This window comes from Streptosporangium sp. NPDC049078 (genome assembly GCF_040648855.1).
GTDB lineage: Bacteria > Actinomycetota > Actinomycetes > Streptosporangiales > Streptosporangiaceae > Streptosporangium.
In genome coordinates, this window is record NZ_JBEZEL010000001.1 from 548,931 (window position 1) to 563,864 (window position 14,934).

Consider the following 14,934-nt stretch of genomic DNA (forward strand, 5'->3'; position numbering starts at 1 on the left):
AGAGTGGCCTCTTCGGATTCGGAGGACATCCGGAGGGCACGGTGGCCGACAGCGGCGGAAGGCACCGGGGCGAGGGCCTCTCGCAGGACCTTTCAGCGGGCCTTTCAGAGGAGCTCTCGGAGGACCTTGCCGTGCAGGGCATGGACGACGGCCTCGTCTCTGTGGAGGGCATAGGCGACGGCCTCCTCCGGGTCGGCCTGGTAACCCTCGGCGAAGACCGCGTCGTAGGTCTCGTCTCCGAGCAGTTGCCTGGCCGTCCGCTCGGCGACGGTCCTCGGCTCGGACATGCCCTCGGAGCCGAAACCCTGGAGCCCGAAGGTGGCCCACAGCCGTACCCCCGCTCCCTGGAGCCTCGCCGTACGCCGGCCGTCGCCCTCGACCGCGGCGATCACCGCGAGCTGGTCGACCGCGAGCGCCACGCCGGTGGCGTCGCGCAGGCGCCACTTGACGTCGAGCGACTGCCGGGCGGCCTCCGCGGCCTCGTCCACCCGTCCAAGACCCAGCTGCGCGATGGACAGGACGTAGTCGCCACAGGCGCGGGCCCAGCGCTCGCCGCGCGCGTCGCAGAGCCGCTGCGCCTCCTTGAGCACGGAGACGGCCCTGGCGAACTCTCCACGCCAGGTGACCGCCGTCGCCGCGGTCACCAGGGCGAGGGGTTCGCTCACGGTGGCGGCCTCGGCACGGCGGAAGTACTCGCGGACGAGCTCGACGCGGGGCTCGACGTCCTCCAGGGCGCCGGCGCACAGGGAGCTGCTGGCCAGCCTGAGCTGAGCGTGCCCGGCCGCCGCGTAGTCGCCCCAGTCGAGGGCCGCCGACAGCGCCGCCTCCGCACGACGACGGCCCACCTCCGGCTCGCCCTGGGCGATGGCCACGCAGCCGTCGGCCCACAGGAGCCTGGGCAGCCCGGGATCGGTGACGGGGGCCGCCTCGATCGCCCTCGCCATGTGGTGGCGGCCCTCGTTCAGCCGTCCCAGGCAGAACCAGAGGATCCAGAGCGTTCCCGCGAGTTCGACGGAGGTCGGGGAGGCGGGGTCGAGGGCGAGGCGGAGGTCGGTCATGGAGAAGGCGAGCCTCGCCGCCCACTCCTCCTGCCCGGGGCCGTACCAGTCGGCCTCGGCCCTGCGCGCCAGATCGAGGTAGTGGTAGCGGTGCCGCCGCGTCAGCCGGGCCTCCTCACCGAGCAGGGCGAGCCGTTCCCTGCCGTACTCCCGCACCGTGGAGGGCTGCCGGTAGCCTCCGGGCACGGGGACCAGGAGGAACCTCCGCTCCAGGCTCTCCAGCAGGTCCGGTACGCCGCTCAGCGGGTCGTCGCCGCACACCCACTCGGCGGCGGCCACGTCGAAGTCTCCCGCGAAGACCGAGAGCCGCGCCCAGAGCAGGCGTTCCCGCGGGTCGCAAAGCTCGTGGCTCCAGCTGATCGCCGCGCGCACGATTCGGTGGCGGGGGGCCGGTGTCCTGCCGTGGGGGATCTCGAAGTGGTCCTCCAGGTGATCGGCGAGCCGCTCCACCGGCAGGGATCCCAGCCCTCCGGCGGCCAGCTCGACGGCGAGCGGTACGCCGTCCAGCCGCCGGCAGATCCTGGCCGCGGCCGCCACACCGGCCTCGGTCGTCTCCAGGCCGGGAACCACGCTCCTGGCCCGGTCGAGAAAGAGCCGCAACGCGTCGTCCGCCCCCGCGCCTTCCAAGAGGGCGCCTTCCGGGACGGCGCCCTCCGGCCATCGGACGGGAGGCCCCGGGGCGGGTGCCTCGAAGGGCCCGACGGGGAGCAGCGCCTCCTGGGGAAGCCCGAGAGGCCGACGAGAGGTGGTGACGATCCGTACGCCGGGCGCCCCCGCCAGGATCTCCCTCACGAGGGCGCGGCAGGCGGGCAGGAGATGCTCGCAGGCGTCGAGGATCAGCAGGAGTCTCCTGCCGGCGAGGAACTCGACGAGCGTCTCGGCCTGTGACCGCGCGGACCGCTCGGGAAGGCCCAGGACCGCCGCGACCGTGTGGGCGAGCAGATCGCCGTCGCGCTCGCCGGAGAGCTCCACCAGCCAGGTGCCGTCCGGGTGGTGTTCCTCCCGCTCCCGCGCGGCCCTGACCGCGATTCGTGACTTGCCGATGCCGCCGACACCGGTGACCGTGACCAGCGGAGTGTCGGCCAGGAGTTTCAGCAGCCGCCGCACCTCGCCTTCCCTGCCGATGAGGTCGTTCGTCTCCGCGGGCAGGTTCCCGCGCCACCACCGGGTCTGTTCCATTGATTCGCGCTCCTTTCTCCACTCACCGGGAATCGCACCGTTTCCACATCACGAACGGGTCGGCCGCCCATTTCCCAGGAGGGTTTCTTTGTCCTGCGGTGCAAATCTCACCGCCGGGTCGAGGTCGAACTTCCCCCGTTCGACGTGAAGCGCGGAAATGCTGGTGCTTTATGGCTGATTCGGCGGAGCCGGTAATCGAGGTGAGGCCGGGCCCGCCGTCCTCCGCCGGCGGTGCCGATCCTCGTCGCGAAAGATCGCTCGTCACGGGGCCGCGACGCCGGCCGTGAGGCGTTTAAGGGGTCGCCGCGGGGGAAGCGCCACTAGACTCTGGCTGTCCCTGGCCGTGGCCTCGCCCCGGCCTTTCCGTAAGCGAGCTGGACGGAACCGCATGTCTGGGTATGACCGCGTAGTGCAACCCGCGGCCGGTGACGAGGCCCTGGAGAACCACCTGGGTGGGGACGAGGCCAAGAACTACCGGCAGTACGAGCTCGACATGGTCGCCCCGCACGTGGGCCGGTCCATGCTGGAGATCGGCTCCGGGCTTGGCCACTTCGCCGAGTCCTTCCTGCCCCGCCTCGACCGGCTGGTGGTCAGCGATTTCGACCCATACTGCGTGGAGCAGCTGCGGAAGCGTTTCGAGGGCCGCGACGACATCGACGTGCTCCAGTTCGGCCTGCCGACCGAGATCCCGATCGGTGAGAAGGTCGACACCGTCGTGATGATGAACGTCCTGGAGCACATCGAGGACGACGTCGAGGCCCTGCGCTCGCTCGCCAAGGTCACCCTCCCCGGCGGCCGGATCGTGATCTGGGTGCCCGGCTACATGCAGCTGTACGGAGACTTCGACCGCAAGGTCGGCCACGTCACCCGCTACACCCCCGCCACCCTGCGCAGCACGGTCTCCAAGGCGGGCCTGGACATCGACGTGCTCAAGCCGATCAACTTCCTGGGCGGCATCGCCTGGTGGGCCGCCGTCCGCCGCGGCGGCGTCGGTTACCCCGACCCCCGCCTGGTCAAGATCTACGACCGTACCGTGGTGCCCCTCACCCGCTTCATCGAGCGCTTCGTCCGCCCGCCGTTCGGGCAGACCGTCTTCTGCGTCGCCCGCGTTCCCAAGTAACCCCCTGCTCGAACAGCCCACGTCATCCCGTGCGGTGCCGCTCCCGGATTTCCGGGGCGGCACCGCACGCGGTTTTTAACGGGTTGCACGCCTCGGCGACAGCACCGTATGTTCGTCCGCATGTGGATCAACTCCTAAGAGCCGGCGTCGATCAGCCTTCGCTGATCCGCCCGCACTCAGCCTTCCGGCCCCGTTCGTCCGACGTGGCAGCTGAGTTGTCCGACCCGGGATCGCGCCGCGTCGTCACATTCTTCGAGGAGTCCTCATATGCGAATTCATCCCGCCCACAAGTCCGCCCAGAAGCGTGGCGGGAAGTCCAGGACCGCCAAAACCCCCAAGCCGCGCACCCCGCTCCCCGAGCACGTCGTGCCCGCGGCTCCGCGGCACATGCCGATGCCTCCGATGCCGACGAGGCCGACCCGGCAGCCGCGCCGGATCCCGGGCAAGGGTGGCCGCTGACCCGCGGGTCCTTTTCGGGAAAAGCCCCGGTCCCGGGAGGTCTCCCTCCCGGGACCGGGGCTTTTCCCGGATCTCATGGGCGCCCCACGGACGCCCTTTCGGTGAATCAGGTCGTCACAGACGCTCGATGATCGTGACGTTGGCCTGGCCGCCGCCCTCGCACATCGTCTGCAGCCCGTACCGGCCGCCGGTCCGCTCCAGTTCGTGCAGGAGCTTGGTCATCAGGATCGCGCCGGTGCCGCCCAGCGGGTGGCCCAGGGCGATGGCGCCGCCGTTCGGGTTCACCTTGGCCGGGTCGGCGCCCAGGTCGTTGATCCACGCCAGCGGGACGGGGGCGAACGCCTCGTTGATCTCGGTGACGTCGATGTCCTCGATGGACAGGCCGGCCTTCTTCAGCGCCTTCCGCGTCGCGGGGATCGGCGCGGTCAGCATGTAGACCGGGTCGTCGCCGGTGAGCGCGAGGGTGACGATGCGCGCCCTGGGGGTGAGGCCGTGGTCGCGGACGGCCTGCTCGGAGGCGATCAGGAGCGCTCCCGAGCCGTCGGAGATCTGCGAGGAGGTGGCGGCCGTGATCACGCCGTCCTCCTTCAGCGTCTTCAGCGACGCCATCTTCTCCAGCGTGGTGTCCGGGCGCGGGCCCTCGTCGTCCTCGACACCGTTGATCGGGGCGATCTGGTCCTTGAAATGACCGTTCGCGACGGCCTTCGAGGCCCGCTGGTGGCTCTCGTACGCGAACCGCTCCAGCTCCTCGCGCTTGAGGCCCCATTTCTGGCACATGAGTTCCGCGCCGCGGAACTGGGAGATCTCCTGCTTGCCGTAGCGCTCCACCCACTTGTCCCCGAAGGGGAAGGGCATGCCCTTCTCCAGCGCGGCGGTGATGCTCGACCCCATGGGGACGATGCTCATGGATTCCACCCCGGCCGCCACGACGAGGTCCTGGGTGCCGGAGAGCACGCCCTGTGCCGCGAAGTGGATCGACTGCTGGGAGGAGCCGCACTGCCGGTCGATGGTCACACCGGCGACGTTCTCCGGGAGGCCCGCCGACAGCCACGCGTTACGCGCGATGTCCATGCTCTGCGGGCCGAACTGCATGACACAGCCCATGATCACGTCTTCGACCGCGGACGGGTCGACGCCCGTACGCTCGATGAGCGCGCCGAGGGTGTGCGCGGCCAGATCGGTGGGATGGACGGTGGACAGACCGCCCTTCTTCTTGCCGACGGGGGTGCGGACCGCCCCGACGATGTACGCCTCTGCCACAGTGCCTCCTGCTCGCGAACCCGAGCCGCCTACGAAACCGAGCAACATTCGGTTGATAGGAGGTTACAACAGAACCTTCGTCCGTGCCCTGAACGGGAACCGCCCGCGCGACGGCGAGGCCGATCGCACCTTTCGGCACATGGGCAGGGGGCCGTTCAGGCTCTCCTGCTGCTCGTCATGGTCGCGTAGGCGATGACGTTGTCGGTGTAGTGACCGGTCGCACGGTTGTAGGTGCCGCCGCACGTGATCACGTGCAGCTGGGGGGTCGACGACCGGCCGTACACCCGCTCCGTCGGGAACACCGACTTCTCCGCCTGTTCCAGCCCGCCCACGGTGTAGACGGCGATGATCCCGTCCTTGCGGTGCACCTCGATGACGTCGCCGTTGCGGATCTCGTCGAGGCGGCTGAAAACCGCGCTTCCCGCGCGCGTGTCCTTGTGCCCGAGCATCACCGCGGGACCCGCCTCACCGGGGGTGGGGCCCGAGCGGTACCAGCCGACCAGGTTCGGATCGCCGACCGGTGGCACCTCGATGGCGCCCGCCTTGTCGAGCCCGACGGACTTCACCGGCGCGTTCACCCCGAGCCGCGGGATGACGAGGCGCACCGGGGACGAGGGCTGCATGGCCGGGGCCGCGGGCAGGCTGGGCAGGGGCGGCGGCACGGTCGGTGCCGCCTGGAAGTAGGGGTTCGCCGGCGCCGCGGCCAGGTCGCGGGGCGGCAGCGTGGTGCGCTGGTCGGCCAGGCCGTACTCCTCGGGCGCGGCCAGCATGTAGAGCAGGCCCACCAGCACCGTGACCACCCCGGCGATCCCGGCGAGGATGAGCACCGACCGCATCATCCGCCCGCCGGCGAGAGGCTCCTGTCCGGGCGGCCATCCCTCGTACGGCGAGCCGTACGGAGGGGGGCCGGGCTGCGGGTACGGCGGCTGGACGGGAGGAACCGGCCGGTAGTGGGGAACCGGGCCCTGGGAGTGCTGCCCGGAGGGCGGCCAGCCGCCCGGAGGTGGGGTGGTCATCCGGCCACCCCGATCAGCCGCGACCGACGGTGCGACGGCGCAGCACGAGCCCGCCGATCCCGGCGAGCGCCACCATCAGCGCACCGCTGAACATGATCATCCGAGCGTCGGGGCCGGCGTCGCCGCCGCCGCCGGTGGAGGCGGCCCCCTTGGGGGTCTCGTCGATCTGTTCGTTGGGATCGCGGGACGGCTCGGCGGTCTGGGTCCGGGTGACGGTGAGCGTCGGCCTGGGGGTCGTCGGGGTGGCCGACGGGGTCGCCGACGGCGAGGGGGTCGCCGACGGACTCGCCGAAGGGCTGGCCGAAGGGCTGGGAGTGCCCGTTCCCACGGTCACCCGCAGCGCGGCGGCGGTCGCCTGGGCGGGGTCGGGAAGGGTGCAGTCGAGCAGTTCGGCCTCGTCCGCGGCGGCCGTCCCGGCGCCGGTCTTGAGGAGCAGGGTGAACGCGCCGGGCTCGAAGGCGACGACACCCGTCGCGAGGGGGGTCACCGTGACGAGGACGGGGGGCGCGGTGACCGCCTGCCCCGCGACGGGGGGAGCGGCGGTGACCAGGATCTGGCGGAGTTCGCTGGGGCTCGCCAGAACTCCGCCGGGAGTCGCATTGATCTGCACCTCGGCGTCGGCGACGAGGCTCGCACCCACCGGGGCGGGCGCGGACGGGGTGAGGGCGGGAAGGGTGGGAGGGGCGGCCGGCTGACCGATCTTCCAGGTCGCCACGAGGGGGGCGTTCGTCACCGCCGACGTCGGACCGGTCAGATCCATCTGGAACGTGTACGTCGCCGACGGCGACACCGCGCCGGCGAGCGTGCAGGTGTAGGCGACCGGTTTGGGAGCGGCGTACATGGAGGCGAGTGCGGGGAACGCACCGAAGACGCCCGCGCCCACCGTAGCGATCACGGCTGTCTTGGCCGCGACACGCAGCCGCGTCCTGGACTTCAGCACGGTTTCTCCCCGTTCCAGATCGATCGGTCGGCGCACCGGCCGCCCAAGGCTTACAGATTGCGGTCAAGGTTCGGCATAGATCCTACGAACAGAGACCGGGACACGCGAGCAAGTCGGCTAAACGGACACAAATTCCCATCTATCCCACAGCAAACGACACCGTACATGGGTAAAGCGCCCAACGGGGGACCGGACGGGCACCTATCAGATGCCGGACAGGGGCGAAGACGCCTCCCCGCGTCCGACCGAGGCACCCGCCTCGCGCCCGGCCATCCGGCGGGACGGCGGCCCGGCATCGGCAATCAGCGCCTGGATATACAGAAAAGACCAGGTCAAGACTGGTGATATCCGGCCTGAAGATCACCATCTGTGGAGCGTCATCGGGCAGGCTGGAATCTGCGGGAGATCCAATTCGGACGCCCGTAACCCCCTCCTGGAGTGCGGAAATATTTCATCGATTCGGACACAATGATCATCGGCCCCACCATCCGCGCACCGCGCGGCGGCGGGCTGGAACGACCTCCGGCGAATCGACCGGCTCCCGTTCGGAGAGGAGCGGACGGGTCAGTGTTCTCCCCGAGTTCTTCTCCCCACCGGAAGGATTGAGATGAGCACCCCGGTCGCACCGCGGGCGCGTCGCGGGCAGGTCTCCCGTCGGCGGATCCCGACGAGATGGGTCGCCGTCGCCCTCGCGGTGGCCGTCCTGGTCGCCGTCGGGTTCAGCACGCGATACCGCTCGGTGGAGTCGGTCGCGGCCTCGGGTCCCGGCCCGTTCGACTCGGCCGCGTACGGAGCACGGACCTACGAGGCCATGGTCGTACCCGCGATCAGGAGGAAGGCCGTCGAACTGCCCGTACTGGTGAAGGCCATGACCACCGACGCGGAGGGGGCGGGGAGGCTGTACGGCGTCCGGCAGGGCGACGGCCCCTACACCTTCGCGGTCAAGGGCACCGGCACGGCCGGGGCGGTGAGGTCCGGGCTGATGCCCGTGACCGTGCCGGGGCTGCCCTCGGACACCCGGGTGTCGCTACAGGTCGGTCCGGTCATCAATGGCACGGCGCTGCGGGACGCGGTCGGATTCATCACCTTCGGGCAGTTCCTCAGCCAGGTGGAGTACGCCGACGCCGCCACCGCGCTGAACGACCAGGTGCGGGAGAAGCTGCTCAGGCACCTGGACGCGCCGCGGCTGAAGGGCAGGAAGATCTCCTTCGTCGGGGCCTTCAGCTTCCTCACCCCCTCCGTCGTGACCATCACCCCGGTCTCGATCAAGGAGGTCTCGTGAAGATCTCCGCCGCCACCGTCCTGAGCGCCCGCGACGTCACCAAGCTCTACGGGGACACGCCCGCGCTCAGGGGAGTCGACTTCGACGTCGCCGCCGGCCGGGTGACCGCGCTGTTCGGCGAGAACGGGGCCGGCAAGTCGACCCTGATGAGGATCCTGTCCGGGAGTGAGCACCCCACCTCCGGCCATGTCGAGCTCGACGGCGAGCCCGTCAGGTTCGCGTCGTCCCGTGACGCGGCCGACCAGGGCGTCTCGATCGTCCACCAGGGACTCAGCCTCTGCCCCAACCTGAGCATCCAGGACAACCTCTTCCTGGCCAGGGAGATCTGCGGAGGGGCGTGGGTGATCGACCGCTCGTCCCAGCGGGCCACCACCACGGCGATCCTGCACAGTCTGAAGGAGTATCCGGACCCCGACCTGCCCGTCGGCGACCTGATGCCGGGCGAGCAGCAGATCGTCGAGATCGCGCGGGCACTCCTCCAGGAGGCCCGAGTGCTGATCATGGACGAGCCCACCTCGGCCCTCACCGCCCCTGAGATCGAGGTCCTGTTCCGGGTCATCAAGGAGCTGACCGCGAACGGGGTGGCGGTCGTCTACGTCTCCTCGCACCTGGAGGAGGCGCTGCGGATCGCCGACGACGTCGTCGTCCTGCGTGACGGGCGGCTCGTCGCCACGGCGGACGCCGAGAGCGTCTCCGTCCGGTGGCTCCTGGAGCGCATGACCGACCGCGACCGGGACGACCTTTTCCCATACCACGCGCCGGTCAGCGGGCAGGAGGTGCTGAGCCTGCGCGGCCTCGTGGTGGCCGACCCGGTCAATCCCGGCCGTCTCGCGATCGACGACCTCTCCCTCACCGTCAGGGAGGGCGAGATCGTGGGGATCTACGGCCTGACGGGCTCCGGCCGCACCGAGTTGCTGGAGGCGCTCGCCGGCCTGATCCCCTCGCAGTCGGGCGAGATCCTGCTCTGTGGCGTCCCGCTGGAACACGCGGGGATCCGCGACCGCATCGCCCGGGGCGTGGCCCTGGTCCCCGAGAACCGGTGGCGCGACGGCCTCGTCCCGACGATGTCGGTCGGGGAGAACCTCTCCCTGGCCCGGCTGGGCACGTTCGTCCACCGGTTGTTCTTCTCCCGTGCCCGCGAACGGGAGGTCGTCGACCGGATGATCACCGACATCGACGTCGGGCGGGAGGACACGGGGGCGTCCGTCGCGTCCCTGAGCGGTGGTGACCAGCAGAAGGTGATCATCGGCAGGGCTCTGCTGACCGCCCCTCGGGTGCTCCTGCTGGACGAGCCCTCGCGCGGCGTCGGCACCGACGCCAGGGCGGAGATCTTCGAACTCCTCGCGGCACACGCGGAGCGCGGCCTGGCCGTCGTCTTCAGCACGTCGGACGCCGAGGAGGCCCTGCGCGTCCCCGACCGGTTGCTGGTGCTCGCCCGCGGCGTCCTCGCCGGTGAGTTCCGGCGCGGCGAGACGGCCAGAGAGGAGCTGATAAGGGTGGCGGACGGCACCACCGTCGGCACGGGCGAGGAGACGGCGGAGTGACGTCTCGGGAAACGTCTCCCCCGTCGACGTCCGCGGACCACCCCCCGCCCGAGGCGGTCACGGCCGAGGCACGCCGCTTGTCGCTGGTGAACAACCTGTTCGAGTTACGGGCGTTCATCGCCCTCGCGGCCGTGGTGGCGGTCTTCGGCCTGCTGTCCGACTCCTTCCTCACGGTGCCGAACCTCGTCACGATGACCAAGCACGTCGCGATCACCGCGATCATCGCGCTCGGCATGCTGCTCGTCGTCGTCAAGGGCGGCATCGACCTGTCGGTGGGCTCGATCGCCGGGCTCTCCGGGGTCGTCGCCGGCGAGTTGCTCGGAGGGCTCGGTCTCGGGTTCGCCGACGTGGTCGCCTACCCGCCCGTCTGGGGGGTGATCGTGCTCTGCGTCATGGTCGGCATGCTCGTCGGCCTGGTGAACGGCATCGTCATCACCCGCTTCGACGTGGCGCCGTTCATCGCGACGTTCGGCATGCTGTACGTGGCGCGGGGAATCGCGCTGCTGATCTCCAACGGCTCGACCTACCCCGATCTGGGCGGCGACCCCGGGCTCGGCAACACCGGTTTCCACGTTCTCGGCAACGGGCGCGCGCTCGGCCTCCCGACGGGCCTGTGGATCATGATCTTCCTCGCCGTCGCCGTCACGCTCGTGCTCGGCAGGACGCCGTTCGGGCGATGGCTGTACGCCACGGGCGGCAACGAGCGTGCCGCGGAGCTCTCCGGGGTCCCGATCAGGTACGTCAAGACAGCCGTGTACGTGATCTCCGGCGCCTGCGCCGCGCTCGCGGGCCTGATCATCGCCTCGGAGCTCACCTCGGCGTCACCGCTCGCCGGTGAGATGTACGAGCTCAACGCGATCACCGCGGTGATCCTCGGCGGCGCCGCGCTGAGCGGCGGGCGCGGCACGGTGCGAGGCACCCTCATCGGAGCCCTCGCCATCGGTCTCCTCTCCGACGGCATGGTGCTCGTGGGCGTGTCGACGTTCTGGCAGATCATCGTGAAGGGGGTCGTGCTCGTTCTCGCCGTGATCCTGGACCGGGGGCAACAGCGGATCCGGCGGCGCGAGGCCACCGTGTCGGCGATGGCCGCCGACAGACGAGCGGGCTGATCCGCCGACGTCACCCGATCTCGGGGGGCCCGAACGGGATCGGCGCCGATCTTGGCCCCTCTTTGGCTCCCCGGTGATTCTCGAACCGACAGGATTGCCGCTTCTTTGAGAATTTCAGATTGGCAGGAAATCCGCCCCTCATCAGGGAATTGACAGGATAAACGCATGGCAGTCGAAGCGTTCGGCAGCGATATCACGCTGCGTATCAACGGTGCCGACCACCCCGTCTTCCTGGACAACCGGGTGACCCTCCTGGACGCGCTACGGGAGCGTCTCGGACTGACCGGGACGAAGAAGGGGTGCGACCACGGGCAGTGCGGGGCATGCACGGTCCTGCTGGACGGCCGCCGGGTGAACAGTTGCCTCACGCTCGCCGTCGCGGTCGCCGGGCAGGAGATCGTCACCATCGAGGGGGTGGCCGCCCTCGCCCCCGGGAGTGATCTGCACCCCGTACAGCAGGCGTTCCTCGACCAGGACGGTTTCCAGTGCGGCTACTGCACACCGGGCCAGATCTGCTCCGCCATCGGCGCGCTCGGCGAGGCGGAACAGGGCTGGCCGAGCCATGTCACCGAGGACGTCGCCGCCGGTGTCGCCTCCGGCCGCGACCTGGACGCCGAGGAGGTCCGCGAGCGGATGAGCGGCAACCTCTGCCGCTGCGGAGCGTACGCCGGGATCGTCGAAGCCGTCCTCGACGTGGCCGGCGGTGAGAACCGGGAGCCGGTTCTCACCGGGCGGAACCCCGAGGGCACGCGATGAGACCCTTCACCTACGAGCGCGTCACCGACCCCGACGCCGCCGTCACCGCCCTCCTGGACGGCACCGACGCGATGTTCCTCGCCGGCGGCACCAACCTCGTGGACCTGATGAAGCTCGGCGTGGCGAGGCCCGCGACGCTGGTGGACGTCACGCGGCTGCCGTACGACCGGATCGAGCACCGGGCCGACGGGAGTGTGCTCATCGGGGCGATGGTGCGCAACAGCGATCTGTCCGGTGACCGGGGCATCAGGGAACGTTTCCCCGCCGTCTCCCAGGCGGTGCTGGCCGGGGCCTCGGGGCAGCTGCGGTCGATGGCCACCACCGGCGGTAACCTGCTGCAACGCACGCGCTGCCCGTACTTCCAGGACATCACCAAGCCGTGCAACAAGCGCGAACGGGACACCGGCTGTTCGGCGATCGGCGATACCGACCACCGCGACCTGGGGGTGATCGGCACCTCCGTCGCGTGCGTGGCCACCCACCCCTCCGACATGGCGGTGGCGATGGCCGCCCTCGACGCCGTGGTGCACATCAGACTCGCGGGGGGCGAGGAGCGGGCGGTGCCGCTCTCCCGCTTCTACCTGCTGCCCGGCGACACCCCCGACCGGGAGACCGTGCTCGGCCCCGGCGACCTGATCACCGGGGTCGAGTTGCCGCCGCCCCCGGACGGCGCGGTCATGCTGTACCGCAAGGTCCGCGACCGCTGGTCCTACGCGTTCGCGGTGGTCTCGATCGCGGCGGTGGTCGCGACGGAGGCCGGCGGGTCACTGCGGGAGATCCGGCTCGCGCTGGGCGGGGTGGCCCCCGTGCCGTGGCGGGCCAGGGAGGCCGAGGGGATGCTGACCGGCCACCGGCCGACCAGGGCACTGCTGCTCGCCGCGGCGGAGGCGGAGTTCGCGGCGGCGAGTCCCCTCCCCGGGAACGAGTTCAAGATCGACCTCGCCGGCGACCTGATCGCGGCGAGCGTGCGCGATCTCACGAGACCGGCGGGGTCCGCGGGGAGCCTCACACGGGAGGAGCGGGGATGACCACTCTCGACAAGGTGGTGGGCGGGGCACCGGCCAGGATCGAGGGACGCGACAAGGTCACCGGCGCGGCCCGTTACGCGTACGAGTACCCCGTACCGAACGCCGTCTACGTCTGGCCGGTGCAGTCCACGATCGTCCGAGGGCGGGTGCGCTCCGTCGACGGCGCCGCAGCGCTCGCCCTGCCCGGGGTGATCGCCGTACTGGACAGTGGCAACGTCTTTCGGCTGCGTCCCGCGCAGGACGCCGAGCTGGCCGTTCTGCAGTCGGCCGACGTCGCCTACCGGGGACAGATCGTCGCCGCCGTGGTCGCGACCACCCTGGAGGGCGCCCGCGAGGCGGCGTCGGCGGTGCGCGTGGACTACGAGGAGGACGAGGAGTACGACGTCGAACTGGATCCCGGCGACCCGCGCATCTTCTCTCCTGAGACGGTCAACGCGGGCCTCGCGGGGACGGTCGACCGGGGTGACGCCGAGAGCGCCCTCGCGTCGGCGCCGGTCCGCGTGGACGCCGTCTACACGACCCCGACCGAGCACGCCAGTCCGATCGAGCCGCACGCCACGATCGCGTTCTGGGAGGGCGAGACCCTCACGCTCTACAACGCCGACCAGGCACCGTGGAAGTCGGCGACCACGATCGCCCGGCTGTTCGGTCTTCCCGAGAGCGCGGTGAGCGTCGTCGCCGACCACATCGGCGGCGGTTTCGGGTCGAAGGCGGCGACCCGCCCGCCGACCGTGCTGGCGGCGCTGGCCGCGCGCGCCGTGGGACGACCGGTCAAGGTGGCGATGACCCGGCAGCAGATGTTCGCGCTCGTCAGCTACCGGACGCCCACCGTGCAGCGGGTACGCCTGGGAGCCGAGCGGGACGGCAGGCTGACCGCGGTGTGGCACGAAGCGCTCCAGCAGAGTTCGAAGCTCGTCGAGTACACCGAGCAGACGGTCGCGGCCAGCCGCGTGATGTACGCGGCGCCCAGCAGCCACACCGCTCACCGGCTGCTGCGGCTGGACGTGCCGACCCCCTCGTGGATGCGTGCCCCCGGTGAGGCGCCGGGGATGTTCGCCCTGGAGTCGGCGATGGACGAGCTGGCGTACGCACTCGGGATGGACCCCGTCCAACTGCGGATCGTCAACGAGCCTTCGGCCGACCCCGAGTCGGGACTCCCGTTCAGCAGCCGCAACCTGGTCGCCTGCCTGCGTGAGGGTGCGGCGCGCTTCGGCTGGGCCGGGCGCGACCCCACGCCCGGCGTCCGTGAGAAAGGCGACCGGCTCCTCGGCACCGGCGTCGCGTCGTCGACCTACCCCGTCTTCACCATGGCCTCCACCGCGACCGCCTACGCCCAGCCCACCGGCAGGTTCGTGATCGAGATCGCCGCGGCCGACATCGGCACCGGTGCCCGCACCGCGCTGACCCAGGTGGCCGCCGACGAACTCGGCGTGCCGATGGACCTGGTCACGGTGCGGGTGGGCCGCAGCGTCTTCGGTCCCGCGCCGGTCGCCGGGGGCTCCATGGGCACCTCCTCGTGGAGCTGGGCGGTGAGCAAGGCGTGCCGTGCGCTGGTGAAGGAACTCGACGAGCGGTCCGGCGTCCTCCCTCCCGAGGGACTGGAGGTGCGAGCGGACACCACCGAGGATCTCGCCGCCGCCAAGCGCCTCTCACGCCACTCGTTCGGGGCACAGTTCGCCGAGGTCAGCGTGAACGTCGACAGCGGACAGGTCCGTGTCGAGCGGCTGCTGGGAGTCTTCGCGGCCGGCCGGATCGTGAACGCCAGGACGGCGCGCTCACAGTTCCTGGGCGCCATGACGATGGGGATCTCCATGGCCCTGCACGAGGCCCTGCGAATGGACCCCCGGTTCGGTGACTTCGTCAACCACGACCTGGCCGGGTACCACATCGCGGCGAACGCCGACGTCCGCGGGATCGAGGCCCACTGGATCGACGAGCAGGACGACGAGCTCAACCCGGTCGGTGTGAAGGGAATCGGCGAGCTGGGGATCGTCGGCACCGCCGCGGCGATCGCGAACGCCGTCTTCCACGCGACCGGCTTCCGGCAGCGCGACCTGCCGATCACTCTTGACCGGGTACGGACGGCCATGCGCACCGGCTGACGGAAGACCGCAGCGGGCGACCCGACCCGCGCGTCGGCACCCGGCGACACCACGCGGCACCCGACCTGTCGCGTGCGGGCC

The 14,934-nt window shown here is 70.8% G+C and carries 12 protein-coding genes; 8 read left to right on the plus strand and 4 right to left on the minus strand.

What is annotated here, in order from left to right; all coding sequences use genetic code 11:
* Window positions 1–104 precede the first annotated feature (104 nt).
* On the minus strand, window positions 105–2,237 hold the full coding sequence (locus AB0B90_RS02295; RefSeq protein ID WP_362920314.1) for an NB-ARC domain-containing protein: 2,133 nt from the start codon (window positions 2,235–2,237) through the stop codon (window positions 105–107).
* Between the two features lie 409 nt (window positions 2,238–2,646).
* Here AB0B90_RS02295 and AB0B90_RS02300 point away from each other — a divergent pair, with 409 nt between their 5' ends.
* Window positions 2,647–3,357, plus strand: coding sequence for a methyltransferase (locus AB0B90_RS02300; protein ID WP_362895954.1), 711 nt, complete (start codon window positions 2,647–2,649; stop codon window positions 3,355–3,357).
* Between the two features lie 267 nt (window positions 3,358–3,624).
* On the plus strand, window positions 3,625–3,816 hold the full coding sequence (locus AB0B90_RS02305; RefSeq protein WP_350943241.1) for a hypothetical protein: 192 nt from the start codon (window positions 3,625–3,627) through the stop codon (window positions 3,814–3,816).
* 114 nt (window positions 3,817–3,930) lie between these two features.
* On the opposite strand, the gene AB0B90_RS02310 is transcribed toward AB0B90_RS02305, so the two are convergent.
* The 3 genes from AB0B90_RS02310 to AB0B90_RS02320 all read right to left on the minus strand — a co-directional run bounded on the left by AB0B90_RS02310 (window position 3,931) and on the right by AB0B90_RS02320 (window position 7,032).
* A complete protein-coding gene (locus AB0B90_RS02310) occupies window positions 3,931–5,076 on the minus strand; it encodes an acetyl-CoA C-acetyltransferase (protein ID WP_350943240.1) in 1,146 nt (381 codons plus the stop codon).
* Between the two features lie 155 nt (window positions 5,077–5,231).
* Window positions 5,232–6,092, minus strand: coding sequence for a class F sortase (locus AB0B90_RS02315; protein ID WP_350943239.1), 861 nt, complete (start codon window positions 6,090–6,092; stop codon window positions 5,232–5,234).
* Between the two features lie 13 nt (window positions 6,093–6,105).
* Entirely contained in the window at window positions 6,106–7,032 is a 927-nt protein-coding gene (locus AB0B90_RS02320) for a hypothetical protein (RefSeq protein ID WP_350943238.1), read from the minus strand.
* Between the two features lie 607 nt (window positions 7,033–7,639).
* Between AB0B90_RS02320 and AB0B90_RS02325 the strand changes: the two genes are divergently transcribed.
* From AB0B90_RS02325 to AB0B90_RS02350, 6 genes are all read left to right on the plus strand, one after another.
* Window positions 7,640–8,314, plus strand: a complete 675-nt coding sequence (locus AB0B90_RS02325; protein WP_350943236.1) for a DUF2291 domain-containing protein — start codon at window positions 7,640–7,642, stop codon at window positions 8,312–8,314.
* Window positions 8,311–9,858, plus strand: coding sequence for a sugar ABC transporter ATP-binding protein (locus AB0B90_RS02330; RefSeq protein ID WP_362920317.1), 1,548 nt, complete (start codon window positions 8,311–8,313; stop codon window positions 9,856–9,858). Before AB0B90_RS02325 ends, AB0B90_RS02330 begins: the two co-directional genes overlap by 4 nt.
* Window positions 9,855–10,967 carry an ABC transporter permease gene (locus tag AB0B90_RS02335; protein WP_362920319.1) on the plus strand — a complete coding sequence of 371 codons (1,113 nt, stop codon included), beginning with the start codon at window positions 9,855–9,857 and terminating at the stop codon, window positions 10,965–10,967. The genes AB0B90_RS02330 and AB0B90_RS02335 overlap by 4 nt, the downstream gene beginning before the upstream one ends.
* 165 nt (window positions 10,968–11,132) lie before the next feature.
* Entirely contained in the window at window positions 11,133–11,723 is a 591-nt protein-coding gene (locus AB0B90_RS02340) for a 2Fe-2S iron-sulfur cluster-binding protein (RefSeq protein ID WP_350943232.1), read from the plus strand.
* Complete coding sequence (locus tag AB0B90_RS02345; RefSeq protein WP_350943231.1) at window positions 11,720–12,751, plus strand: xanthine dehydrogenase family protein subunit M; 1,032 nt, start codon at window positions 11,720–11,722, stop codon at window positions 12,749–12,751. Before AB0B90_RS02340 ends, AB0B90_RS02345 begins: the two co-directional genes overlap by 4 nt.
* Complete coding sequence (locus AB0B90_RS02350) at window positions 12,748–14,853, plus strand: xanthine dehydrogenase family protein molybdopterin-binding subunit (protein ID WP_350943229.1); 2,106 nt, start codon at window positions 12,748–12,750, stop codon at window positions 14,851–14,853. Before AB0B90_RS02345 ends, AB0B90_RS02350 begins: the two co-directional genes overlap by 4 nt.
* Window positions 14,854–14,934 lie beyond the last annotated feature (81 nt).

Bases quoted from the DNA above. Each gene is read 5' to 3' on its own strand.
- AB0B90_RS02295 (WP_362920314.1), bottom strand. From the start codon at position 2,237: ATGGAACAGACCCGGTGGTGGCGCGGGAACCTGCCCGCGGAGACGAAC.
- AB0B90_RS02305 (WP_350943241.1), top strand. From the start codon at position 3,625: ATGCGAATTCATCCCGCCCACAAGTCCGCCCAGAAGCGTGGCGGGAAG.
- AB0B90_RS02315 (WP_350943239.1), bottom strand. From the start codon at position 6,092: ATGACCACCCCACCTCCGGGCGGCTGGCCGCCCTCCGGGCAGCACTCC.
- AB0B90_RS02325 (WP_350943236.1), top strand. From the start codon at position 7,640: ATGAGCACCCCGGTCGCACCGCGGGCGCGTCGCGGGCAGGTCTCCCGT.
- AB0B90_RS02340 (WP_350943232.1), top strand. From the start codon at position 11,133: ATGGCAGTCGAAGCGTTCGGCAGCGATATCACGCTGCGTATCAACGGT.
- AB0B90_RS02345 (WP_350943231.1), top strand. From the start codon at position 11,720: ATGAGACCCTTCACCTACGAGCGCGTCACCGACCCCGACGCCGCCGTC.
- AB0B90_RS02350 (WP_350943229.1), top strand. From the start codon at position 12,748: ATGACCACTCTCGACAAGGTGGTGGGCGGGGCACCGGCCAGGATCGAG.